General features: G+C 49.7%; 20 protein-coding genes and 1 tRNA gene. 13 read left to right on the top strand and 8 right to left on the bottom strand.

Annotated features, from left to right (window positions below; translation table 11 throughout):
- Positions 1 to 64 precede the first annotated feature (64 nt).
- Positions 65 to 2,173, bottom strand: a complete 2,109-nt coding sequence (locus tag H6624_16575) for an elongation factor G (protein MCB9085962.1) — start codon at positions 2,171 to 2,173, stop codon at positions 65 to 67.
- 308 nt (positions 2,174 to 2,481) lie between these two features.
- On the opposite strand from H6624_16575, the gene H6624_16570 reads away from it, so the two are divergent.
- Both H6624_16570 and H6624_16565 read left to right on the top strand, forming a co-directional pair.
- Entirely contained in the window at positions 2,482 to 3,927 is a 1,446-nt protein-coding gene (locus H6624_16570; protein ID MCB9085961.1) for an ATP-dependent DNA helicase RecQ, read from the top strand.
- Positions 3,928 to 3,956: 29 nt separating this feature from the next.
- Complete coding sequence (locus H6624_16565) at positions 3,957 to 4,607, top strand: leucyl/phenylalanyl-tRNA--protein transferase (protein ID MCB9085960.1); 651 nt, start codon at positions 3,957 to 3,959, stop codon at positions 4,605 to 4,607.
- Here H6624_16565 and H6624_16560 read toward each other — a convergent pair whose 3' ends face one another.
- Positions 4,608 to 5,231: a PilZ domain-containing protein gene (locus tag H6624_16560; GenBank protein MCB9085959.1), complete on the bottom strand. Its 624-nt coding sequence runs from the start codon at positions 5,229 to 5,231 to the stop codon at positions 4,608 to 4,610. It lies immediately after the preceding gene.
- A gap of 163 nt (positions 5,232 to 5,394) precedes the next feature.
- On the opposite strand from H6624_16560, the gene H6624_16555 reads away from it, so the two are divergent.
- The 6 genes from H6624_16555 (at position 5,395) to H6624_16530 (ending at position 11,825) form a co-directional block, all read left to right on the top strand.
- Positions 5,395 to 6,057: an SOS response-associated peptidase family protein gene (locus tag H6624_16555; protein ID MCB9085958.1), complete on the top strand. Its 663-nt coding sequence runs from the start codon at positions 5,395 to 5,397 to the stop codon at positions 6,055 to 6,057.
- A gap of 12 nt (positions 6,058 to 6,069) precedes the next feature.
- Positions 6,070 to 7,584, top strand: coding sequence for a carboxypeptidase M32 (locus H6624_16550; protein MCB9085957.1), 1,515 nt, complete (start codon positions 6,070 to 6,072; stop codon positions 7,582 to 7,584).
- 27 nt (positions 7,585 to 7,611) lie between these two features.
- A complete protein-coding gene (locus H6624_16545) occupies positions 7,612 to 8,298 on the top strand; it encodes a Type 1 glutamine amidotransferase-like domain-containing protein (GenBank protein MCB9085956.1) in 687 nt (228 codons plus the stop codon).
- 70 nt (positions 8,299 to 8,368) lie between these two features.
- A complete protein-coding gene (locus tag H6624_16540; GenBank protein MCB9085955.1) occupies positions 8,369 to 9,691 on the top strand; it encodes a type IV pilus twitching motility protein PilT in 1,323 nt (440 codons plus the stop codon).
- An 89-nt stretch (positions 9,692 to 9,780) separates the two neighbouring features.
- Positions 9,781 to 10,497: a response regulator gene (locus tag H6624_16535; GenBank protein ID MCB9085954.1), complete on the top strand. Its 717-nt coding sequence runs from the start codon at positions 9,781 to 9,783 to the stop codon at positions 10,495 to 10,497.
- A gap of 110 nt (positions 10,498 to 10,607) precedes the next feature.
- Positions 10,608 to 11,825 (top strand): fibronectin type III domain-containing protein, encoded by a 1,218-nt coding sequence (locus tag H6624_16530; protein ID MCB9085953.1) that lies wholly within the window; start codon positions 10,608 to 10,610, stop codon positions 11,823 to 11,825.
- 4 nt (positions 11,826 to 11,829) lie between these two features.
- Here the strand turns inward: H6624_16530 and H6624_16525 are convergent, their stop codons facing one another.
- On the bottom strand, positions 11,830 to 12,627 hold the full coding sequence (locus H6624_16525) for a YihY family inner membrane protein (GenBank protein ID MCB9085952.1): 798 nt from the start codon (positions 12,625 to 12,627) through the stop codon (positions 11,830 to 11,832).
- Positions 12,628 to 12,845: 218 nt separating this feature from the next.
- Between H6624_16525 and H6624_16520 the strand changes: the two genes are divergently transcribed.
- Together H6624_16520 and H6624_16515 are read left to right on the top strand one after the other, a co-directional pair.
- Positions 12,846 to 13,592, top strand: a complete 747-nt coding sequence (locus tag H6624_16520; protein ID MCB9085951.1) for a hypothetical protein — start codon at positions 12,846 to 12,848, stop codon at positions 13,590 to 13,592.
- A 284-nt stretch (positions 13,593 to 13,876) separates the two neighbouring features.
- Positions 13,877 to 14,119 carry a hypothetical protein gene (locus H6624_16515; protein MCB9085950.1) on the top strand — a complete coding sequence of 81 codons (243 nt, stop codon included), beginning with the start codon at positions 13,877 to 13,879 and terminating at the stop codon, positions 14,117 to 14,119.
- A 12-nt stretch (positions 14,120 to 14,131) separates the two neighbouring features.
- Here the strand turns inward: H6624_16515 and H6624_16510 are convergent, their stop codons facing one another.
- A complete protein-coding gene (locus H6624_16510; GenBank protein ID MCB9085949.1) occupies positions 14,132 to 14,719 on the bottom strand; it encodes a hypothetical protein in 588 nt (195 codons plus the stop codon).
- A 430-nt stretch (positions 14,720 to 15,149) separates the two neighbouring features.
- Positions 15,150 to 15,226 (bottom strand) — tRNA-Arg (locus H6624_16505).
- A 72-nt stretch (positions 15,227 to 15,298) separates the two neighbouring features.
- On the opposite strand from H6624_16505, the gene H6624_16500 reads away from it, so the two are divergent.
- Entirely contained in the window at positions 15,299 to 17,773 is a 2,475-nt protein-coding gene (locus tag H6624_16500; GenBank protein MCB9085948.1) for a hypothetical protein, read from the top strand.
- Here H6624_16500 and H6624_16495 read toward each other — a convergent pair.
- Together H6624_16495 and H6624_16490 are read right to left on the bottom strand one after the other, a co-directional pair.
- Positions 17,718 to 18,365, bottom strand: a complete 648-nt coding sequence (locus tag H6624_16495; GenBank protein MCB9085947.1) for a methyltransferase domain-containing protein — start codon at positions 18,363 to 18,365, stop codon at positions 17,718 to 17,720. The two genes, H6624_16500 and H6624_16495, sit on opposite strands and share 56 nt — an antisense overlap.
- Positions 18,353 to 19,273 carry a methyltransferase domain-containing protein gene (locus H6624_16490; GenBank protein ID MCB9085946.1) on the bottom strand — a complete coding sequence of 307 codons (921 nt, stop codon included), beginning with the start codon at positions 19,271 to 19,273 and terminating at the stop codon, positions 18,353 to 18,355. The genes H6624_16495 and H6624_16490 overlap by 13 nt, the downstream gene beginning before the upstream one ends.
- Before the next feature lie 73 nt (positions 19,274 to 19,346).
- Here H6624_16490 and H6624_16485 point away from each other — a divergent pair, with 73 nt between their 5' ends.
- Entirely contained in the window at positions 19,347 to 20,087 is a 741-nt protein-coding gene (locus tag H6624_16485; protein ID MCB9085945.1) for a TerB family tellurite resistance protein, read from the top strand.
- Here the strand turns inward: H6624_16485 and H6624_16480 are convergent.
- Entirely contained in the window at positions 20,068 to 21,387 is a 1,320-nt protein-coding gene (locus tag H6624_16480) for a twitch domain-containing radical SAM protein (protein MCB9085944.1), read from the bottom strand. The genes H6624_16485 and H6624_16480 overlap by 20 nt on opposite strands.
- A gap of 218 nt (positions 21,388 to 21,605) precedes the next feature.
- Between H6624_16480 and H6624_16475 the strand changes: the two genes are divergently transcribed.
- Positions 21,606 to 22,379 carry a VOC family protein gene (locus tag H6624_16475; protein ID MCB9085943.1) on the top strand — a complete coding sequence of 258 codons (774 nt, stop codon included), beginning with the start codon at positions 21,606 to 21,608 and terminating at the stop codon, positions 22,377 to 22,379.
- The last annotated feature ends 73 nt before the right edge of the window (positions 22,380 to 22,452 follow it).

The following is a 22,452-nucleotide window of genomic DNA, read 5'->3' as shown; positions in this document are numbered from 1 at the left end:
TTTGATACCCCAAAAACAACTTGGGCTCCCTTTAGGAGCCCAAGTTAAGTCCAATTTTCTTTTATTACTTTTTGGCTTCCGCCGCCAATTTCTCCTGATACTTTTTGACCAGTTCTTCCTGGAACTGCCGTGGAACAGGAGCATAGCGAGAAAATTCCATGGTGAATTCGCCCTTGCCTTGAGTTGCGGAGCGCAGATCTGTGGAGTAGCCAAACATTTCCGACAGAGGAACTTCGGCTTCAACCGTCACAAATCCCTCTTCCGTACGTGTACCACTGATCATGCCACGGCGTTGATTCACTTGGCCCATCACGCTTCCCTGGAATTCCTCAGGAGCGGAAACTTCCAGCTTCATCAGAGGCTCAAGGGCTGTGGGACTGGCTTTCTCATAAGCCTGACGGAAAGCCTGAATGGCGCAGATGCGGAAAGCCATTTCGCTTGAGTCCACATCATGGTAGGCGCCGTCATTCAGATGCATTTCAACGCCCACGATCGGGAAGCCAATAAGAGTTCCCTTTTGCACGGCCTCCTGGAAGCCTTTGTCCACTGCAGGGATGAATTCCTTGGGAATGCGTCCACCAACGATATTGTCGACAAACTTGTAGGTGACTTCGGAATCTGAAGGCAAAGGCTTCATCACGCCAACTGTCTTTGCGAACTGACCAGAACCACCAGTCTGCTTCTTGTGAGTGTAATCAAAGGGGCCTTCAGCAGCGATGGTCTCGCGGTAGGCGACCTGAGGAGCACCAGCAATGACATCAACTTTAAACTCACGCTTCATGCGTTCAATGTAAACCTCAAGGTGAAGTTCGCCCATGCCGCTAATGATGGTTTCATTTGACTCTTCGTCACGATGAACGCGGAAGGTTGGGTCCTCTTTACGGAACTTGGATAGAGCCTTAGAGAAGTTGGCCGCAGCCGTCTTATCCTTAGGAGCAACAGCTAGAGAAATCACCGCATCAGGAACAAACATGGAAGTCATGGTGTATTCGACAGTACCGTCAGTGAACGTGTCACCAGAGGCGCAGTCAATACCAAATAGGGCAACGATGTCACCGGCGTAGGCCACCTCGATATCCTGCATATCGTCAGAGTGCATGCGCACCAGACGAGGAATCTTCACCTTCTTGCCATTGGCAATATTGGTGATGAAGTCACCCTTCTTCATGGTTCCCTGATAAAGTCTCATATAGGTCAGCTGACCAAAACGACCGTCTTCTAGTTTGAAGGCCAGGGCAACGAGGGGCTTTTCTGGATTAGTATCCATAATCACTTCAGCTTCGTTGTTGCTTTGGTCGAGAGCCTTGTTTTCAATCTCCGTAGGATTAGGCAGATAGTAGGCGACAGCGTCCAAGAGCTTTTGTACGCCCTTATTTTTGTAGGCAGAACCCATAAATACGGGAGTCAGTTCAAGAGAGATACATCCCTTACGAATTGCCGCCATGATCTCATCATTGGTGGGTTCTTCTTCCATCAAGAATTTCTCCCCCACCACATCATCAAAATCTGCAGCTTTGGCAATCAACTCGTGCCGGTACTGTTGAGCTTTGTCCGCCAAGTCAGCCGGGATGTCAGTCTCCTCAATTTGCTCACCATTGTCGCCGTGGAAAAAGTAGGCCTTCATGGTGATCAGATCGACAATACCCTGGAAATTGTCCTCAGAGCCGATTGGAATCTGCATCATTACGGCGTTGTGGCGCAGCTTCTCACGAAGCATATCGGTCACACGGTAAGGGTTGGCTCCAGCGCGGTCGAGCTTGTTGATGAATGCGAGGCGAGGAACGTTGTATCGCTTCATTTGGCGGTCAACAGTCAAAGACTGAGACTGAACACCTGCCACACCACAAAGAACCAGAACAGCTCCGTCCAGCACGCGAAGGGCGCGCTCCACCTCGATGGTGAAATCCACGTGGCCGGGAGTATCAATGATGTTGATCTCTGTTTCGCCCCAATGGACGTTGGTGGCCGCTGATTGAATGGTGATTCCACGCTCTTTTTCCAGCTCCATGGAGTCCATCTTGGCGCCGACACCATCTTTTCCACGCACGTCATGGATGGCGTGAATTCGTCCAGTGTAAAACAGGACCCGCTCTGTCAGTGTGGTTTTACCCGAGTCAATATGAGCCGAGATCCCGATATTACGAACCTTTTGAAGATTCCACTCTTTCGACATGTCTTCTTAACCTCTCTTTTATTTCCTCATCCAAGGATGGAGTACTGTTGCGGCGGCTCACTTAGGGGCTGTGCGGCCCTGGCCTTGGGGCCTGACCATCCGCTTTGAATTGCAGTAAAGCTCTGTTAATATTAATAAAATCAAGTGGCGCACAGGCTTAACACGAAGATTCCCAAAGTGCAAAAAGAGATCTCAATGGGGCGGCAAAAAATAGAGCTAAGGGCGGGTTCTTGATTGGAAGGTTAAATGGCTGAAAACAAATGGGAAAACGTTGTTTTTTGGATTTCCGGTGAGGGGAGCTTCGGCTGATGGAGGAGCCATTATCGGGCGCTCTTGAGCGCATTTTTGGCCTCAGCGGCTTTCGCCCGGGGCAGGAAGAGGTCATCACCCACCTTCTCGCCGGAAAATCCGGTCTGTTGGTCATGCCGACCGGGGGAGGCAAGAGCCTTTGTTTCCAACTACCCAGTCAGCTGCTTCCCGGGGTGACTCTGGTGTTTTCGCCACTGATCGCCCTGATGAAAGATCAGGTAGACGCATTGAGGGGTAAGGGGGTCTCCGCCTCATTTATTAACTCCTCTCTGCATCGAGATGAGAGAGAACGGGCCTATCGTGATTTAGCAGACGGGAAGATTCGTCTTCTCTATGTGACTCCAGAAAGGTTTCGCAAGCCTGAGTTTGTAAAAGCTCTTAAGAAGAACACCGTTTCGCTGATGGCTGTGGATGAAGCCCATTGTATTTCGCAGTGGGGAAATGACTTTCGCCCGGATTACTCCCGCCTGGGTGAAATACGTCGAGACTTGGGTGACCCGCCCACCTTAGCGGTGACAGCAACGGCGACCCCCGCTGTTCGGGAAGATATTTTGAATCAGCTCCATCTGCCCGAGGGAACAGCCAAATGGGTGAGAGGTATCGAGAGAGACAACCTGTCTGTTTACGTCCATGACGTCTTTGGTCTGGAGGACAAGGTGCGCTCCACCATAGGCCTTATCCACCATGTACCCGGTCCCTGCGTTGTCTATTTCTCCCTGATCTCGACACTTGAGAACTTTGGCCGGGAACTGAGTCAGCTCAACATCCCCTTTCGCAAATACCATGGTCAGCTACCCGATGGTCCCCGTAAGAAAAACCAGGAAGCATTTTTGCGGGCCAGAGAGGGGCTCATGCTTGCCACTCCCGCATTTGGCTTGGGTGTGGATAAGCCCGATATTCGCCTGATTATTCACGGCGAATTGCCGGGCTCCCTTGAGGCTTATTACCAGGAAATTGGCCGAGCCGGAAGAGATGGTCAGCCTGCTGAAGCCCATTTGCTCTTTGATCAGGACGATGTATCGATCCAAAGCGATTTCATCAAGTGGACCACTCCGGATCCGGGTTTCATCCAGGCGGTGCATTCACTGTTAAGAACGCGCCGGGATGAAGTAACTGCTGATGGTGTGGACTATCTTCGTGGTAAAATGAACTTCTACAACAGCCGTGACTTCCGAGTTGAGACCACTCTCAATTTGCTGGAACGCTGGGGCGTTTTGGAATGGGAGCACCGCAGTTTGAGGAACTACCAGATTGTGGGAGAAATCCCTGAGGAAATGTTGGATCAGGCTCTCTATGAAAAACGACTTCGATCCCTACAGATGGGTTTGCTCAATATTTTGCAGTTTGCCCAGGGAGAGGGGTGTCGATTGACGACCATATACAACCATTTTGGTGTGATGGACTGTCTACCTTGTGGGAGGTGTGACAAGTGTCGCAAAAGTTGAAGCTCTATAAGGAAAGGCGTGAGTTCTTTATGGACCCGCGGCACGCCCTGGCTGAAGGGGTGGTTGCCATCAGTGATGAGGTCGATGCGGATCTTCTTTTTGAAGCCTACAGTTTTGGCATTTTCCCCTGGCCCCACAATGAATACGATCCAGTTCTATGGTTTTGCCCCAGTCGTCGGGGCATTCTTGACTTCTCCAAGTTTCACGTGGCACGGAGTCTGGAGAAGTTTAAACGGAAAAATACTTGGCGAATCACTTTCGACACTGCCTTTGATGAGGTTATGGTTCAATGTTCCCTGGCGAAGAGGCCGGACCAAACAGGCACATGGATCACCCCGCGTATGAAGTCCGCCTACTCTCAGTTTCACCACTTAGGATATGCCCATAGTGTCGAGTGTTGGGATGGAAATCAGCTTGTAGGTGGCCTTTACGGAGTCTATGTGGCCGGTGTGTTCAGTGCTGAAAGTATGTTTTATTCCGAAGCCAATGCTTCCAAGCTGTGTGTGTTAGCTCTGGTTGAGAAACTGCGAGGGGCTGGACTGACTTGGTTGGATATTCAAATGCTCACTCCTCACATGAAATCCATGGGCGGGGTGGAAATCAATCGCAAGGCCTACCTCGAACGACTGGATCAGGCCAAGCGCTTCGCCGCACCTATCTCGTTCGGCTCTGAGAAATAATTAATTTGAATTGTCATCCTTTGGAGAGAAGAAATTAAATTCAGGATACCTTTGACCCCATGGCGAACCACGGTCTTTGTCGTATTTGGGAGTCGGCCTGGAAAAGGCATAGAGAATTCCAAATGTGGCCAGGGCCAGACCTAGGTAAAGACAAGCCTTCCAAAAGTGAGCGGTGATGTAGCTCAGTAGCTGGAAAACACTGTCTTTCTGTCTCTCCTTTAAGACCTCATTGAACTTGTGATTGAGACCATCTCTAATGGTGGAACGGTGCCCATCGGGTAGATCGTGAAATCTTACCGCCACCATGACTTCATCATTTTCCTTGTCCAGACGCTTCTGCCAGGCTCTGGGAGGGCGATACTCCTCAATCCTGACCACTCTCGCGAACCAGGCAACCTGTTCCTGCCCTGGAACTGGGAATTCGACCTTGATGAAATCCCCAATATGGGGAACACAGTCACGGTCTACGACAAAGGCCAGGCCAGTCTCCGAGACGTTCAAAAAGCGAGTTGAAAAGGTGTGCTTTCGGTCGTCCTGATAGGCAAACCGCAAAAATCGATTGTCCGTGGGACGCAAAACGTACCGCGGAGCTCTGGGTACAAATCTTCTTAAAACCTGGGTCATCGAGTCTAATATCGGAACAAATGGTGCAAATGTTTTGCAAAAAATAACCTATTGTCTCGGTGTGAGACGTGAGGATGGGGCATTTGCACCAATTGGAGGTTGCTGGACCTGGAAATTCCTAATACTCTCCCCTGGCAGTGGCTTTGCCCACGTGGAGTGCTTGATGTGTGCGCAATTCATGCTTAAGACCGATCGCAATGAAGTTGAGACCATTTTTGAGGTCTCCATTCCGGTGGACCTGCCTGACGCTCTGTTTGACCAACGGGTGGTTCCCTTTCGCTATGCTCCTGTGATCGTAGCGGAAGAGGGAAGAAGGGTTGTACGTGCCATGCGCTTTCATTTGACTCCCCGTTGGGCCAAAACCGAAACGGTCAAGTGGGCCACCTACAATGCTCGCTTGGATTCCATTTTAGAAAAGGCTTCCTTTCGTCTGGCTTTCCGCGAGAACCGCTGTCTGGTGCTCATGAATCAATTTGTTGAGCCAATTTACGAGGGTAAATGGGCTGGCCACATGGTTCGATTCCACGAGAAGGAGAGTTCTGTTTTAGCAGCCGCGGGTATTTTTGATGAATGGGTTCATCCTGAAACCGGAGAGGTCATTGAATCTTTTGCCGTTGTTACTAATGAACCCAGTGAATTTGTTGAGAGAATTGGTCATGATCGTCAACCCGTGTTTCCAGCGGATGGGGTGTGGGACGAGTGGCTGAAGCCAGGCAAGGCCGACGGATTGATTCTTCAGAAATTGTTGATCGACAATCCCCAACAGTTGGAATTTGCCGTGAGCGAGGATAGGCCTATGAGGCCTGGCTGGGAAAAAAGAAAGTGAGTTGTTATTAACATGAATAAAAATAATGGTTATCAGAGTCTGGAAAAACATTTTCGCAAGATCCGCAACCTGCAGCATTTGGGCGACATTGCCTCTTGGGATGAGGCGGTAATGATGCCAGCCGGAGGGGGTGAGTCCAGGGCGGAGGCCCTTACGGAGCTTAGAGTTCTGCTCAATGAGATGCTTTCTGATCCCCGGTTGCAAGATTGGTTGGCCGAGGCGCAGACCAGTGTAGGTGACGGAAAGTCCTGGCAGGCAGCAAATCTGCGCGAAATGCGCCGAGAGGTGGATCAGGCTAACGCATTAGGTTCCGACCTGGTTGAAGCAAAAACCCGGGCCTTCATGCTCTGTGAACAGGCGTGGCGGGAAAAGAGAGCTCGAAACGATTGGGTTGGAATGCTCCCTCTGCTAACAGAGGTCGTCAACCTAGTGCGCCGGGAGGCGGAACAGCGTTCCGCCCAGTCCGGGCTGGGACTTTATGATTCCCTGATGGACCTTTATGAGCCCGGCATGAGGAGTGCGAGAGTCGATGAGCTCTTTGCGGAATTACGTCAGTTTCTCCCGCCATTTATTGAAGAGGTAATGGAAAAACAGAGGCAGCGAAGTTTTGAACCTCCTCCGGGCCCGTTTGCAATCGAAAGTCAGAAGGCATTGGGGCTCGAAGTGATGAAGATCCTAGGTTTTGACTTCCACAGGGGGCGATTGGACGTGAGTCACCATCCCTTTTGTGGAGGGGTGCCTCACGACGTTCGCCTCACCACCCGATACCATGAGGAGGACATGTCAGAAAGTTTAATGTCTGTCCTACATGAAACGGGTCATGCCAATTACGACCAGGGTCTTCCTCAGGAATGGTTGTACCAGCCAGTGGGGGCATCGAGGAGTATGGGCATTCACGAATCCCAAAGCCTGCTCTTTGAAATGCAAATTGGACGCAGTCATCACTTTCTTCAGTACCTCAGTCCCATTCTCAAGCAGACGTTGACGGGAAGTGAAGCGCAAGGCGATTGGAGTGCTGACAACCTTTACCGATGGCTGACAAGGGTTCAGCCAGATTACATTCGCGTTCAGGCCGACGAGGTCACCTATCCGGCCCACGTTATTCTTCGCTACGAACTTGAAAAAGCACTAGTAGAGGGTGATTTGGAAGTGGTGGATCTGCCTGATGCCTGGGACGAAAGGATGCGCAAATACTTGGGGCTATCAACAAAGGGAAACTATAAAGACGGTCCCTTGCAGGATGTCCACTGGATGGGGGGAGCCTTTGGCTATTTTCCCACCTACACTTTGGGCGCCATGAATGCTGCACAAATCTTTCAATGTATTTTGCGGGAATGTGAGGGTGTACTTGAGGATTTAGCCAGGGGGGATTTGAGTCGAGTGAGGGGGTGGTTGTCAGAAAAGATCTGGTCTCAGGGTAGCTACTTTGAGGTGAATGATCTCATGCGCCACGCAACAGGTGAGGATTTGAATCCAAAACACTTTGAGCGGCATTTGACCTATCGTTATTTGGAGAAATTCCGATAACAGAGGGAATTCCGGAGAGCGACGTCCATGTCAAAACCCCGCAAACTGGTGCTTTACTCAGGTGGCCAAAACCGCAGCAACCATAAGTTGCATGAGGCCTTGGTGGGTTTGGTCGATCGCAAGAAAAAGATCTCTATGACCTATGTTCCATTTTGCGAAGATGGCTGTCGGGTTTTTTACAGTCGCTTTCAAAAACGCTATAGCCGGTTTGGGGCTGATTCGTTTTTTTGCCTTCCGGTGGATTCTCAGCCAAGAAAACAGGATATTGATCGGGCTCTCAAGAGCGACATCATTTACCTGGCGGGTGGCAATACCTTTTACTTTTTGAAGCACCTAAGGGCTAGTGGGTTGCTTCCACGACTAAAGTCGTTTGCTGAACGGGGCGGGGTGCTTGCGGGACTGAGTGCCGGGGCCATCATGCTGACGCCCAATATTGAACTTGCCGCTTACCCGCCGTTCGAGCCGGACGAAAATGAAGTTGGTTTGCGTAATCTTCGGGCCTTAGGTCTGGTGAAGTTTGAGTTTTTGCCTCATTTTGTGAATTCCAAACGCATGAACGAGGCCATGCTCATGTACTCACTGCTCAGTCCCCATCCGGTTTTGGCCTGTCCTGACGGCTGTGGAGTCGTCATCGATGGATGGCGCAAGACCTACTTTGGTCATGCCTACATATTTCATCGCGGACAAAAAATCGACCTCGACCCACGTCGGTAATGGATTTCGTCGTCTAGAATTTCCCGTGAAGTCTCCAGAACTTATTGGCCCACACCGATAAAAAGAACGGATGGAAAATACAGGTTCAAACCCAGCCAGTAAAGGCGGGCGACTACTCATTAGTTTGCTTAAGTGCTTAGTTCGGAACAAAGGTTCCGATTTGCATGTGTCCGCCAATAATCCCCCCATGATTCGCATTCGCGGTGAGATGGAGAAGATCGACATCCCTGTCTTTAAGCCCGAGGAAGTCAAAAACCTGATTTTTCCTGTTCTCAATGACAAGCAAAGGATTGAACTTGAGCAGCATAAGTCAGTGGACTTTTCCTTCCAGTCCCCAGGTGTGGGTGTATTTCGTGCTCACTTGTTCTACCAGCGCCACGGGTTGGCCTTTGTTCTGCGACTTCTGCCTCTAAAGCCTCCGACTCTGGATGAACTTAAGATGCCGCCAATTCTCAAGCGGGCTTGTACCTTCTACAATGGCTTGATCCTACTCACCGGTCCAACGGGCTCCGGAAAGTCAACAACGCTGGCAGCAATGATTGACTACATCAATGAGCATCAGAAGGGTCACATCGTTACGATTGAGGACCCGATTGAGTTTATTCACAATTCAAGAAAGTGTCTGATCAATCAACGCTCACTGGGCCATGATTTCACCACCTTTGCCTGGGCATTGCGAGCGGCCATGCGGGAAGACCCCGATGTTATTCTGGTGGGTGAGATGCGAGATCAGGAGACCATGATGGCGGCCATTCATGCTGCCGAAACGGGCCACTTGGTTCTGTCAACATTGCACACCAACTCAGCTTCTAAAACCATTGACCGAATTATCAATTCATTTCCTTCTGGTGAACAGTCGGAGATCCGCACGGTATTGGCCGAGACCTTGCGATTGGTGGTCTCCCAGAAGTTGGTGCTGACGATGGATCGCACCAAGCTCAAATGCTTCCAGGATATTCTCGTCAACAACGATGCGGTAGCCAACTTGATCCGTGAAAATAAGACATTCCAAATTGAAAACTCCATGCTCATCGGTAAGAAGGAAGGAATGCAGATCATGGATGTGGAGATCGCCAAGGCCGTGGAAAGCGGAGAGATCCGAGCCTCTGATGCCTATCAAATTGTTAATGACCGACAGGTTATTGAGGGGGCTGGCGGTGCACCTCTGGATGTAGATGAGGGAATCAAAGACTTTGTGATTGATATTAAGGAGCGTCTACTTAAAGACAAGATTCGCCAACGGCAGGAAGAGACCGGACAGTCAGGGGAAGATGAGAAGGAAGAGAAGAGTAAAAAGGTGGACCTGTCGGAAACTGATATGGATGAAGAAGGTTCACGAATTATGAAGGCAGCGACGAATGTGAAGAAATCGGGATCCGGGGGCGGCGGTTGAAATGAGTAAAGATTTGACCCTTATGTGAACCAACGACCTTGACATAAATTCCCTAATTAGGTGACTCTGATAGGCAGCGAGGTGAGAATTTGGGAAGTGAGAAGGTTCGCCTTCTAATTGTTGACGATGAAGTGGATCTTTGCCACTCCATCGCCAGTTATTTCGAGATCTTCGGCTATGAGACTCTTACCGCTAACGGGGGACAAGAGGCCCTCGATCTTCTCAACAATGAAACTGTTCAACTCGTTATTACCGATGTTCGGATGCCTAAGGTGAGCGGTGTTCAGTTGCTTGAGGCCATAAAAGCCAAGGATGTGAATCACCCGAAAGTCTTAGTGATATCAGGCTATGCGGATCTTCCAGTTGAGGAGCTTTACAACAAGGGTGCCGATGGTTTTTTTTCCAAACCCTTTGATTCAAGGGGTATGCTAGAGGCTATTCGTAAGGCCATCGTAACTTTGGACGAGTTGTGGAAGAGGCCTCCCTCGGTTGAACCGGAATTTGAGTTGGGCTTTGACGATAAGATTTCCAGTGGCAACATTGGATTTGGGCGCGGTGGGTTTTCAGTGGCCCATGGTAATGAGCCCTGGGTCGTAGATGACTTGATTCGTTTTCATTTAAACCTCCATGATCCGAATATTCCTCAGGTCCGCGGGGCTGGCATTGTGCGTTGGCGGAAGAACGGGCAGTCTGGGGGCAAGTCCATTTCCGGCATTGAAATCACCTATCTCGATGACGCTTGCCGTAGTGAGTTTGTTAAGTGGTTGGAAAAGAGGCCCTCCGCCCCCTATATACCGACCCTCTAGTCGAGATTTCTCTGCGAAAAATAAAATGATTCAAAATTCCGATGACCCCAGGCTAGGATTGGTTGAGGGCCTGAAAGGTCCATGGTTGGTGAATTTGGGGGCGGTCAAGGATGACAGGAAATCGATTTAGGTGGTTGGTGTTTTTACTACCCGCGATCGGGCTTTTTTATATTCCCATTGCGGCGCAAAATGTGAGCAGCGTGGAGCATGTGTACCTGACCCTTGCTTCGCCACAGTCGGCGAGAGCAATGAGAGTTCACTATCAAACCCACCAAGGCTCTCTGCAAAGTACGATTCATTTTGACCAGATATCACGGGGAGGAGTACCGGATCAGTATCGATGGACCTTGATGGCTCAAGGAGAGTCCATTTCATCCTATCCCTATTCCATCCATTCACTCACTGTGACCGGTCTCACTCCTGACACCACTTATTACTTCATTGTTGGCGATCCAGACAATGGCTATAGCCGCGAGTATAAATTCCGCACCCTTCCCGAGGACGGCTCCGAAATTCGTGTTATTCAGGGGGGGGACATGAATATTAGTGAACATTACTCGGATATTGCTCGCCCTCTGTTGACCATGCGCCCTCAACTCTATTTGGTGGGTGGTGACATTGCCTATGCCAATGGATGGCTCTCGAACGGTTGGAGGTGGAAGAGGTGGTTTGAGCGCCTAAAGACTATTATTGAAGACCCGGATGGATACATGATTCCAATGGTTGTGGCCGTAGGAAATCATGAGGTCAGCAGTTCCGGGGGAGATCCTCTCGACCGCGCTCCTTACTATTTTCGATTTTTTCCCCAGGAGGGTCTTCAGCCTTATTTCGTTCGCGAGCTCGGACTCCATACAGCACTATTTGTTTTGGACTCGGGTCATGTTGTAGGCCATGGCGGTGATCAAACTGAGTGGCTGGGAAATGAGCTTCAGAAATACGAAAAGTGGCCATCCAAAATTGCCCTTTATCATGTCCCCCTCTATCCCAGTCATAGAAGTTTTAATACATTCTTGTCCAAAGAAGGTCGCAAATACTGGCTACCATTATTTGACCAGTTCCGTTTGACCTTGGGGATGGAGAATCACGATCACACAGTCAAGCGAACCTTCCCCTTAAGAAATGGCAGTAAAGTTGAAAAGGACGGCACGATTTTCATTGGTGATGGCTGCTGGGGCCAGGGCGTTCGGTCTGCGCGCCAGGAGTGGTATCTGGAAACTTCTGAGTCAAAACGTCATGCCTGGTTTCTTAAGTTGAGTGAAACTGGAATACAGGGAACGGCCTTCGGGGAAAACGCCCAGATTTTGGATGAGTTTACCATCACTCACTGATCCCTCAATCATCCGCCCAGTACTGTTGAAGAGAGGCACATAAGGCGTGACCAAAGAGAAATAGCGTCCAATTGACGTAAATCCAAATAAGAAAAACGGGAAGCGTGGCCAAGGATCCGTAGATTTTGTCGTACATAAACAGGGACTTGGTGATCTTCAGATAAAAAATCTGCATGACAAAGAGGGCGAGAGCGGTGAAGGCTGAGGCAATCAGTGCGGCTTTACTTTTAACCTGGCATTTAGGTAGATAGCGAATCAACAAAAACAGGGCTAGCCAAGCAAGAGCCAAAACAAGAGTCTTATCCGGTAGGATCTGAGTAAACATGAGCTTCTTCCAGCTGAGGAGGCCAAGAAGAACGGCGGCCAGGATTGGACCAAGGGTAATAATGAGGGTGTAGTAAACCGCCCTTTGCCATATGGGTCTTAGTTTGGAGTTTCCCCAGATCTTTTGCACTGCCATTTCCATATCATTTAGCAGTTTTAGTGAGGCGATGAACAGTGCAATCGACCCCCAAAAACTAATGGATCCACCGCGCAGACGGTCGACCAGCTGCTCAAGTTTGCTTACGGCTTCGTTGCCAATTCCTTCGGCAAAATAATTGAAAATTAGGGGGCGGAGCTGGGACATTGACTCCTCAAAACCACCCAACTGCTGAAACACATAGAGGCTGACCGTCAACAACGGGACGAGGCTGAGGACCGAAATGAAGGCCATACTCGAAGCCAGCAGCTGTAACTCAGAGTCTCTGAGAAATCGGATCAATTTGCGAACAAAGCCGGCCGTGTCCTTAAGCCAAATCATGTATCAGAGACTAGGAAATCACTGGATGATGTGCAACGTCGAATTTGGTTGAGATTGTCAAAAATGTGCTCAGTGCGAAGGGCCTGGTTAGTTTGCCGAACTTTTGTCAGCGAATATTGGCTTTGGTCAGGCACACATTGTGCGAGTCAGAAAGCAGGAGAAGTCGTGTGGGACTTTTCTCAGTGAACCAATCCGGGACGTTATAGGGGTTAGTCAAAATGAATCAATCATCATATCTGCATTGCCCAGCTTGTGGGCGTGAAATTAATGGTAATCGGGTTTTTCTTGAAATGGCCGTCTGTGAATGTGGCTGGACCAGCTCCTTGCGAAGCCGGCAGGCTGAGCACAAGCGAGACCTGCGTACAGCTCTGACCTTGGTGGTAGCAGCGGCACTTTTGGTGCTCGGCTTTATTCATGTCATTCAATGGGATCACTATGCCGGTGAAATTCTTGTCATAAAGGGCAAGGAGTTGTCAGGCTTGGCAACCGCCCAGGACCTAGAGCGCAGGGTCGAGATTTGCCGTGAGCGGCTTAATCACGAGTGCGTGGCCCAGACTTACGGCCAACTAGTCAAGATCCGGCCCCAAGAGCAGAAGTATCTATCTGGCTTGGGTAAGATCCTATCACAACTGGGGCGCTGGAAGAGAGCGGCACACGTCCTTAAAGTCTATGTAGAGGCTGGGGGGCGCGATCATGAAATGATCTATGAGTACGCCAAAGTAAATGCGGCCCTGGGCCAAGTTGACGAGGCAGCCAAGTATTTTGATTTGGCTCTGTCGATCAAACCCGAGGTGCTGCAGATTCAAGTCGTCCGCGCCTATGTCAGCATGCTGATGGGTCATGGACGCTATGCTCAGGCTCAGAATTTAATCTATCGAGTGCGAAAATCCGGTGAGAGTGCGGCTTACTTTCTGGATGAGGAGTTGCGGGAAATCCGCCGCAAAACCGCCTCGCATCGGTCCTAAAAAGAACCAAACCCCCCAATTGGTCTGAAGTTCTTACAGCCTGTGTCGAGTGAAGTAACAGAGATTTCGCTGACACAGGCACTTTTATTATAAGCTCAATGCCTTACGGGCCTGGTCCACTTTTTGAATATAGGGACCAATAGCGGCTTCTTCTGGGAATTGTTTCAAACAGCTATATGAGACGATTGTTGGTTCAAAAGACTGTGTGTCTTTTGAAAGGGGACGCTCTTGCTTTTTGGATTAAGTAAGCGGGTGAGCTGAAGGTTAAAGACAATGGAGGAATCATGCGCTTGAGTTCGGCAATTGTAGCAATGGTGGGTCTTTTGGTGAGTGTAGTGGGTCTGCCGGCTCAAGCGCTTGATTTCGATTCCGAGCTTCGCAAGCATGAAATGCAGGCTCAGCAGATTGTTGACAAGAACGACCTGAAGTGGGAAGCGGAAGATCGGGAAAAAACAAACACCACCAAGGAAAAGCAAGATCGGGAATTCCAGGTGGTGTTGTTAAGCAAAAAAGACCGTCACCGCTAGGCGGCCGGCCATTTACTTTTCTTTAAAATCAATACGAACAATGTTGCGATTTCTGTTGAGATTTCTTTTGCGCTTTTTTTGCGTGACCACGGTTGGATTAAGTAGCTCCTTCTTTTCTTCTTTCGTCATAACTGGAATCGGTGTTGGTGGTGGTTCTTCGGCTGCTTTCTTTGCCACTTTCGTTTTTGATGATTTCTTTGCTGATTTCAGTGCGGCCTGTTTGTTCCTGCGCTTTGAGTCCTTCTTGATGTTCTTTTTCGTAGTTTTGATCACTTTAGGCGGCGCTTTTGAGGCCAAGTCCCTGTTGGAGCCACTTTCCGATGGAATTCTTGGCTTCAACTTTCCTGCCCGAGTGAGTTCTTCCTCGACCGCGTCCGACTCGTCCAGGCTTTCATCCAAGACCTTTTGTTCAGTCTGAGAAAGAGGGCGCACTTCTGGCGCGAGAAGAGCATCTAACTCTGCATCTAGGTCACTATCTCCGGCCATGTTGTAGCCATCGATCCTGATTTCAGATGGGTAATTGGCCCATGCGGTTGGTGTTCCGCAGGTTAAAACAAATAATACTCCTGCTATCCACAGGTGAAGTCGCTGTTGCATCATCTTACGATCCCCCGGGCATCCTGCCCGTGCCTGATGTTCATTCGCTCTATTCAATTTTGACGTGGCCTACCTCTGGCTAAATACAATAGCAATTCCGGTTCCGACTTGCGGATTCTGATTACGGATACTTACCCGGAATCATGTGGTCATAACTTCGACACCTGTTTTATTAGTTGGGAGTCAGGATTTTTGACACTTACTCTCGAAGCCCTTATGAATAGGGGGATTTGGGTGAGGACCAAGGAATCCGTTTTCCTTGGAGACGATATTAGGACTACCCCGCGCCGTTGGCGCTTTTCGGATAGGACCTCGCGCTTCTGTGCGCTCGGTGTAGACTTTCGCTTGCCATCGCGCCGTGCAATTGGCACGGCTGCGCTACCTACGCTCATCCCTTACGCCAATTGAAGTCGCGCCTACGGCGCTTTTCAATTGGCGCGCCCGAGAGGATTCGAACCTCTGACCTTTAGCTCCGGAGGCTAACGCTCTATCCAGCTGAGCTACGGGCGCATGGAAGGCTGGAAATGTGAGGACAAGCATTAGCCAATAAAGGTCGGGGTGACAAGCAGAATTTGACTCCTTGTGGTTGAGAATATCTCTAGATTTCACACACTTAAGGCCCAGGGCTGCTGGCTTTTTTGGGATCAGGGAATTACTCTTGAGAATATGGAGAAGAAATTCCGCTGGCTGTTCCCCCTCCTGGCTTTTCTGGTGCCCTTCATATATTTGTTGTGGGCCCCACTTAATGGTCATTACTACTGGTCCTCCGATACCAGCCACCTCTTTTATGTTCTTAAAAGATGGATATGGAGCCAGGTGGAGCAGGGCCATTTACCCTTATGGAATGAGGGGTTGTTTGGCGGTATCTATCAATTGGCTTCTCCTGCTCATGAGGTGTTTTCGCCGCTAACGGCACCTTTTTATCTGGCTTTTCGTGGCTATGAGGCCATGCTGGCTAACCTAGGGTTTGGCATTGGTATCGCCGGGCTGGGCGGGTATGTCCTTGCCCGCGAATGGAAACTGCAGTGCCCTTCGGCGCTTGCCTTTGCCTGGTCCTTTGCCTTTCTTGGTCCATTTCTATCCCTGGTGGATAGGTCTCCAATATTTCTGGGTGTTGCCCTTTACCCATGGTTGGGCTGGTCGCTCACTAGGACGGTTCGTCAGGCTAACTGGGGAAGTTTGGTGGCGACGGGATTGTTTTTGAGCTTGTTATTTCACCATGGGGATTGGGTTGCTGCGGCCATATTCATTGTGGTCATTTTCGGGTTGGCAATTTGGCAACTGGTCGGCGTAAAAGAAAGGGGCCGGGTTTTCATCGGCATAGGTCTTTTGGCAACAATCCTAATTGCCTTATTATTGGCGGCAGTGGTCCTTGTACCTTCGATGGAGAATCTGGCCGCGACAAGAAGGGGAGGAGGGTTCACGCTGGAGCGCAGTAACTATTACTCCCTTCACCCTCTGCGTCTCTTGACATTGGGATTTCCGGATTTATTTGGACAGGTGTTTAATCAGAGTTTTTGGGGTGGACCTCTGGCGAATGCCTATGCTGGTAGCAGATTTTGGTTTCATTCTCTTTATGTGGGTCTATTTCCATTGGTGATTGGTGTCCTATCCCTTTGGCAAAGCAAGAGACGGATTTCGACCTGGATGCTCATTTCCGGTGCCATATTCTTTGTGTTGCTATCCTTGGGACAGTACTTTCCTTTGCACGAGTTCTTACATAGCCATTTATCCGCCTACAGCAAGCTTCGTTACCCGGAAAAATTCATTCTTTACGCGATTGTGATTTGGCTTTTCATTAGTCTTCGGCATTGGTTGATTGTTGAATCGGCACAAAAACGGGGACTTTCCACGTGGATTTGGTTTGTGGTGGGGGCTCTCCATCTCCTATCGGCCTTAGCGAGTGTTCTCCTTCTTCCAAGTTACGGGGAGTTGGTAGCCAACTGGGAGGTTTTGGGTGCCGCCGCTCAAAATGCAGCTTCTCAACTGATCAGAGACCGGTGGGTCCACCTCGTACTGGGAGGGGCCAGTCTGATCACCTTCGGTCTTTTACGATCCACTCAGGTAAACTTCCCTCATGGTTGCAGACAGATAATTTTGCCCCTTTTTATTTTAGTTGAAATGTTGGCTTTCGCACCTGCTCACAACACAACTGAATCAGTACAATTTCAACCCTCGCAACGCTTGACCAAGGCAATCCGATTGGATGGTCATAACCGGTTCAGAATCCTTCGCGACGGCAATCTGGACAGATTCGGCTCTCGTTCATTTCGCGAGGTGTGGGCTCACAATTGGGGACTGCTGAATGGTGCCCGGTATGCTTTTGGTTATGAAACCATTGTACCCAGGAGGACGGAAGGTTTGATTGGTGCCGAAACTTTTAGAGATCTGCCCACCTGGTCTCGAATTTTGAATTTGGGATATGTGCTTTCCACCTTGAATCCGCGTGAAAAGAATCTCAAGACCTATTTTGATAAAGGATTTGTTCAGCCAGTGGGCTTTGCTGAAGATCTTAACCTTGTGGTACTAAAAATTCAACGGGAAGACCAGGGTGTAACCTTTGTCTCTCGTGGTATCAGGGCCAAAAGCGCCGAAGAGGCTTTTGATTTGGTCAAAAGGCGTGGAGACTCATCCTTTCCGGTGGTCTTAGAGATAAATGAGGGGCGGCAAATTGCCGGTGAAGTATTGCCAATGGTGTCGGATTTGTCAGCCGCGGATGAAAGACAGGAAGGTTTCAATCTCACTACTCAAGAGTATGTGAGTGATCAATGGACTTGGCAAGGGGAGTCCAATGAAGATGGTATTCTTGTTATTCGCGAGAACTTTCATCCTAATTGGCGGGCGACTCTGGATGGTGTATCCGTGGAGATCTATTTGGCAGACTATGCCAATTCTGCGGTTTACTGGCCAAAGGGTGTTCACACTTTGCAGTTTCGATTTGAACCCCCTGGATGGAGGTGGGCATGGAAGCTTTCCGCACTCTGCTTTTTGTTCTGTCTGATTATTTTGGCAGTTCCGCATCTGCGAAAAGCACCATTCCCAGGCTCAATTTTCTAATGTGAATCTGTGAACCCTCAGGACAGGCATCCTCTAAGAGGGTCTTGAGGCGTTTGCCGGTGAATTTTGTTGGGTGAATATCAAATCTGGAAAAACCCTGTCGGCGAGCAATGAGTTCAAGAATTGTATACTCGACAAATGGCAACAGCGAAATTCCGTAGTTGGGTGTTGAAAGCAAGAGGTGTCCTCCTGGTTTCAGGCCATGGATCAAGGCCTGGACCCACTGTCTCGGATTCAAGACATGTTCAATGACTTCTTTGGCAATAATCACATCGTAGGACCCAGGGGATAGCTCGGGAACTGGCTTGCACGTAAAGGCATCCACTTCTGGATATCGTTGATGAACCACATCGACACAACGAGGATCCAAGTCGCAGGCGGACCAGTGGGCTAGGGATTTGAGCTGAGGGTAACTTCCAAACCAGCCACACCCGAGATTAAGGGCCGTTGGCAGGCTCTCTGATCTTTGCGCTATCTTCTGGAGGTACAGCTGCACGTTCTCTTCAATTGGGCTGTGATAGATCGTAAATGGCCATTTGACGGCCACCTCGTGATTGGCAAAGTAGTCGCTTTGCTCTTTTACTTCTGACATATAATAAAGTACTCGATCACTGCTGATTGTCCCAGGTCGCTTTGAACTATCGACCCATCAGTGATGGATTGAAGAAACTCGCCAACCAGTTTGGATTTGGGTGTGGGCCGGGATCGTAGCAGGCCTGGGTAGGATTTGAAGATCATTTTGTGGATAAATGTCAAGAATGCTGTGGGTAAGTGGCGCTCAAACAACCGATTGGCACTTTGATTGCCGAGTCCGAGAATCGTTTGCACCTTAAAACCCATACCCTCCAGGAGAAATTTCCATACCGTGGCCGGATAAAGATGGCGATGCTGAAAAAAACCGTCAAAACACCCTCCCACCAGTCCGCCGAGCCGGGGCGACAGGCGATGAAAGTTCTGGCGAATGTGGAGGTTCTCGGTCCAGTTGGGAGCGGGAACGAATAAGACAAACTGGCCGTTGGGGCTCAGGTAACCAAGAATATTCCTAAGAGCTGGCTCCAACTTTGGAACGTGCTCAAGGGAGCAGTTGGCGATCACAGTTTTGAATTGCTCGCTCAGGTCCGCCTGCCCCTCGAGTGGAGAGGTGAGGGATATATCCCTTTGCAAGACCTCAACGCCGCGAGACTGAAGTCGCAATGAGGCAAGGCCGAGTTCGTGGGTATCAATGTCTATTCCCATCAACCCCTTTAAAGACACCTTTTCCCCTTCGCGAATGTTCTGGATAAGATTTTCCCAAAATAGCCCGTCACCGCAGCCAACATCGAGAATCGGCTTTTGAATGGCTCCCATTTCAAACAGAGCTCTCAATCGCATGAGTTCCCGAACAGCGAGAGATAGTGGCAGGTGGGCGGTGAGATGTTTCCAGGCGGACTCCGCAAAGTCGACTTTGCGGCCAAAAGTAAGAGAGCCTGGTTGGGTCGGTGCCCCGGTTGATTCGCCCATGGATCAAGAATAGGAATAGCCACCGCAATGGGTCAAGTGTTGTCTGTGTGACCAGGCTTCACTTTAATTGCAGATGATGAGCAAGCAACAGGATCAATCGGATTCCCATCAGAGCGAGGGGTTAAACCTTAGTCATTTTTCCATGTGGAGAGCGGTTGTTGCCCTCGTGCATGTGGATGGAAAGGTGACGGACGAGGAAAAAGCTGTCATTCATCGCATGACGGCGAACCTCAATCTGTCGACAGCCCAACGAATCACCCTAGATCAAGATTTGGAACATGGGATTGTCCTCGAAAAGGTTCTAGATCATATCACGGACCATCGAGATTTCTCACAGCTAGTTAAAACCGCAAAGTCTATATTCATGGCGGATCATGAATTTGATGAGTCCGAGCAGGAGACTTTTAACTTTCTTAAGCGTGAATTTGCCCGTCGCTTTCCGGCTTATGGGGAACAGTATGAAGTTCGAGGGCATGGAGGTCTGGCCGATTACACCCGTGGAGTCGGTCCGGGAACGGGCGTGAGTTCAGTTTTTTCTCTTTTTCGACACCCATTGATTCGCTATGTCCTGATGGGTGCCATCACCATGGCACTGCTCTATAGTGTGTTGATGCGGCGGTTGTCAGGCTTGAAGCCCGATTCGATTGGTGACTTGTGTCCAGTAAACATGAGTGAGCCTGTTTGCCAGGCGATGATGCGATCTGTATTTTCTCAGTGTCAGGTGCCTGGCGTTAGCGGGCAAAATGTCGATGCTGACGAACTCAAAAAATGTATCACTAAGGCAAAAGCTCAGTTTATTCGCAACAACCAATAGAGTTGTTTAGAGTTCTAAAAACCCGGCCTGTCGCCGGGCAGTGGTCGGCCAATTTTTGGTCATAGTGGCTGTCCATCAATTCTGTATAGGCCAACAGCTCCTTAATTTCCTTAGTAAATTCCTTCTGTCCACACTGATTCAACACAGTTTGAATCTTGTTGATTGCCGACAGACCGTCATCAGTCTGGAAGGTAGGGAAGGATCTTGCGATTTCATCCACCTGGCTGCGAATCTCCGATACGTGTTCGTGGGGAAGAAGTACGGCCTGTAGAAATCGGGGCGTATGCAGGACGTTCACTTGAAGAGTGAGCGAATCAGGACGGTGTTTGCCTTGGAGTTCTCCATACCAAGACAAAAGAGAGCCAATCTCGGCAATATTAAGAATTGACAAGGTGGGGAAAATCTTAACCCGGATGTTTTGATCAATATTCAGAAACTTCTGAATATTGTCTGCAACGACCGGCCAACTCAGTCCCGTTCTTTGGTACTCAACAGATGGGCCAATGCCGTCGAGACTTACGTACAACTCTACGGATTCAAAAGCCTCGAAGGCCTCTAGCCAATAGGGTGTGGCGATGGTTCCATTGGTGTTGACGGTCAAACTAATGTGCCCGGCATCTCCCGATTTAATGACTTCATCTACAAGCCTTTGGTAGGCCGCCGTGATAAGAGGTTCTCCACCGGCAAAGTACATGCTGTTGATTGAAGAGCTGTTGGCGAGAATCTTTTCAACGTAGTCCACTTGCCAAGATTGATCGTCGCGGCTTTGGCTGAGCTTAAGGTTTTCCCTGTAAAACTCTGGCAACATCGAGCCCTGCTGAGTGAGCTGTTCCATCGCCTTGCGAATCAACTGACTGAATTCAGGGGCGCAAATTCGGCAGCGCAAATTGCATTTACTTCCCAGTCGGACTTCCACATGGCTCGGGCGCTCCTGGGTCTGACCGCCTTCAGATTGAAGTCGACCCAACCAATCCTGAAAGGCCTCCGGACCTCGTTGGCGGAGATTGTTCTCAATACTTCGTTGTCGTCGACTGACGAGCCCTCTTTCCTCTTCCTGATAGCAGCGCCCACAGTAGGGGAGACGATCTCCACGAAGCATTGCCGCCCTAGCATTTTGGTAACCAGTGCCATTCCAAATGGATTCGAATGAACTGTTCGCAAAAGGCAAGGGCAATCCCGACTCATCAACCAGTGGTTTGAGGGCTCTGCAGCAAAGCTGAACACAACCGTCGTTGGAGGAGGCCAAGGTGGTCCAGGGGGCTGGGCAAAATGAAGGCGAAGTAAGAGGCGGTTTCACCATTTCAGCTTACCAAGTTCGCCAAATTTCGGTCAACAGGGTGTGTTGAACATCGATCTTCATGCGGTGTCGCTTATGGTCGTTGTGATGGGGTGATATTTCGAAGCTCGTGACTGAGATTGTCGGTTTGCATTAGGCCTATGGACTGAAATGCGAAACTTAACGAAGACAAAACTCGACGGGTCTCTTGGAGAAGTACAAACTACCGTCCGGAGGTGAAAATGGCTAATTCAGAAATTGGTATGTTTGGATGGTGTGACCTGCTTTCAACGGATGCCAAAGGCGCAGTAGGATTTTACACTAAGGTATTTTCCTGGACCTCAGAGAATGTTCCTTCTCCTTCAGGGGGTACCTACCATTTTATGAAACTTGGAAACAAGACTGTTGGAGGGATGGTCACTCAGCACAAAACGCCGGCCATCAAACACAGCATATGGCAGTCCTACTTTTTGGTGGAGGACATCAAGCTGGTTGCAGCGAAAGCCGAGAAAGTTGGCGGCAAGGTTGTGGATGCACCCTATGAGATTGGAGAATTTGGCTATTCGGCTATGATTCAGGATCCAACCGGGGCGAACTTCAATTTATGGCAGAGCAAGGCAGGTCCCCGAGCAGAGAAGTACTGCGAGGAGAAGGCCGGGAGCTTTTGCTGGACAGAACTATTGACCAAGAATACGGATGTGGCGGGGAAGTTTTACTGTGACCTGTTTGATTGGACCCCCGAGACAATGAAGGTGGCTGATCACTTACCTCCCTATACCATCTTTAAGAAAGACGGGATTCCATCATGTGGCATGCTGGCCATCCAAAAGGAAATGGGTGATATCCCCAGTCACTGGCTACCCTACGTGTTTGTCGACAATTGTGACGACACCCTTCACAAGGCCCGTCAGGCTGGGGGACACGAAGTGATGCCGACCACGGAAATCCCCACCATTGGGAAATTCGCTGTGTTCAAGGACACTCAGGGCGCCGTACTTGCCTGCATGAGTAAATAGTTTTGTACAGTGGCTCAGGGGGATAACACTCCCCCCTGAGGCCATCCTTCCTTTAGGTGTTTCCTGTTGATCA

The organism is Pseudobdellovibrionaceae bacterium, assembly GCA_020635075.1.
Classification (GTDB): domain Bacteria; phylum Bdellovibrionota; class Bdellovibrionia; order Bdellovibrionales; family UBA1609; genus JADZEO01.
Note: the sequence above shows the minus strand (reverse complement) of the source record. Positions and strands in the feature narration are given on the sequence as shown.

Excerpts from the sequence above, each read along its gene's own strand:
- H6624_16575 (MCB9085962.1), bottom strand. The coding sequence starts at position 2,173 with ATGTCGAAAGAGTGGAATCTTCAAAAGGTTCGTAATATCGGGATCTCG.
- H6624_16570 (MCB9085961.1), top strand. The coding sequence starts at position 2,482 with ATGGAGGAGCCATTATCGGGCGCTCTTGAGCGCATTTTTGGCCTCAGC.
- H6624_16565 (MCB9085960.1), top strand. The coding sequence starts at position 3,957 with ATGGACCCGCGGCACGCCCTGGCTGAAGGGGTGGTTGCCATCAGTGAT.
- H6624_16560 (MCB9085959.1), bottom strand. The coding sequence starts at position 5,231 with ATGACCCAGGTTTTAAGAAGATTTGTACCCAGAGCTCCGCGGTACGTT.
- H6624_16555 (MCB9085958.1), top strand. The coding sequence starts at position 5,395 with ATGTGTGCGCAATTCATGCTTAAGACCGATCGCAATGAAGTTGAGACC.
- H6624_16550 (MCB9085957.1), top strand. The coding sequence starts at position 6,070 with ATGAATAAAAATAATGGTTATCAGAGTCTGGAAAAACATTTTCGCAAG.
- H6624_16545 (MCB9085956.1), top strand. The coding sequence starts at position 7,612 with ATGTCAAAACCCCGCAAACTGGTGCTTTACTCAGGTGGCCAAAACCGC.
- H6624_16540 (MCB9085955.1), top strand. The coding sequence starts at position 8,369 with ATGGAAAATACAGGTTCAAACCCAGCCAGTAAAGGCGGGCGACTACTC.
- H6624_16530 (MCB9085953.1), top strand. The coding sequence starts at position 10,608 with ATGACAGGAAATCGATTTAGGTGGTTGGTGTTTTTACTACCCGCGATC.
- H6624_16525 (MCB9085952.1), bottom strand. The coding sequence starts at position 12,627 with ATGATTTGGCTTAAGGACACGGCCGGCTTTGTTCGCAAATTGATCCGA.
- H6624_16520 (MCB9085951.1), top strand. The coding sequence starts at position 12,846 with ATGAATCAATCATCATATCTGCATTGCCCAGCTTGTGGGCGTGAAATT.
- H6624_16515 (MCB9085950.1), top strand. The coding sequence starts at position 13,877 with ATGCGCTTGAGTTCGGCAATTGTAGCAATGGTGGGTCTTTTGGTGAGT.
- H6624_16510 (MCB9085949.1), bottom strand. The coding sequence starts at position 14,719 with ATGATGCAACAGCGACTTCACCTGTGGATAGCAGGAGTATTATTTGTT.
- H6624_16495 (MCB9085947.1), bottom strand. The coding sequence starts at position 18,365 with ATGTCAGAAGTAAAAGAGCAAAGCGACTACTTTGCCAATCACGAGGTG.
- H6624_16490 (MCB9085946.1), bottom strand. The coding sequence starts at position 19,273 with ATGGGCGAATCAACCGGGGCACCGACCCAACCAGGCTCTCTTACTTTT.
- H6624_16485 (MCB9085945.1), top strand. The coding sequence starts at position 19,347 with ATGATGAGCAAGCAACAGGATCAATCGGATTCCCATCAGAGCGAGGGG.
- H6624_16480 (MCB9085944.1), bottom strand. The coding sequence starts at position 21,387 with ATGGTGAAACCGCCTCTTACTTCGCCTTCATTTTGCCCAGCCCCCTGG.
- H6624_16475 (MCB9085943.1), top strand. The coding sequence starts at position 21,606 with ATGGCTAATTCAGAAATTGGTATGTTTGGATGGTGTGACCTGCTTTCA.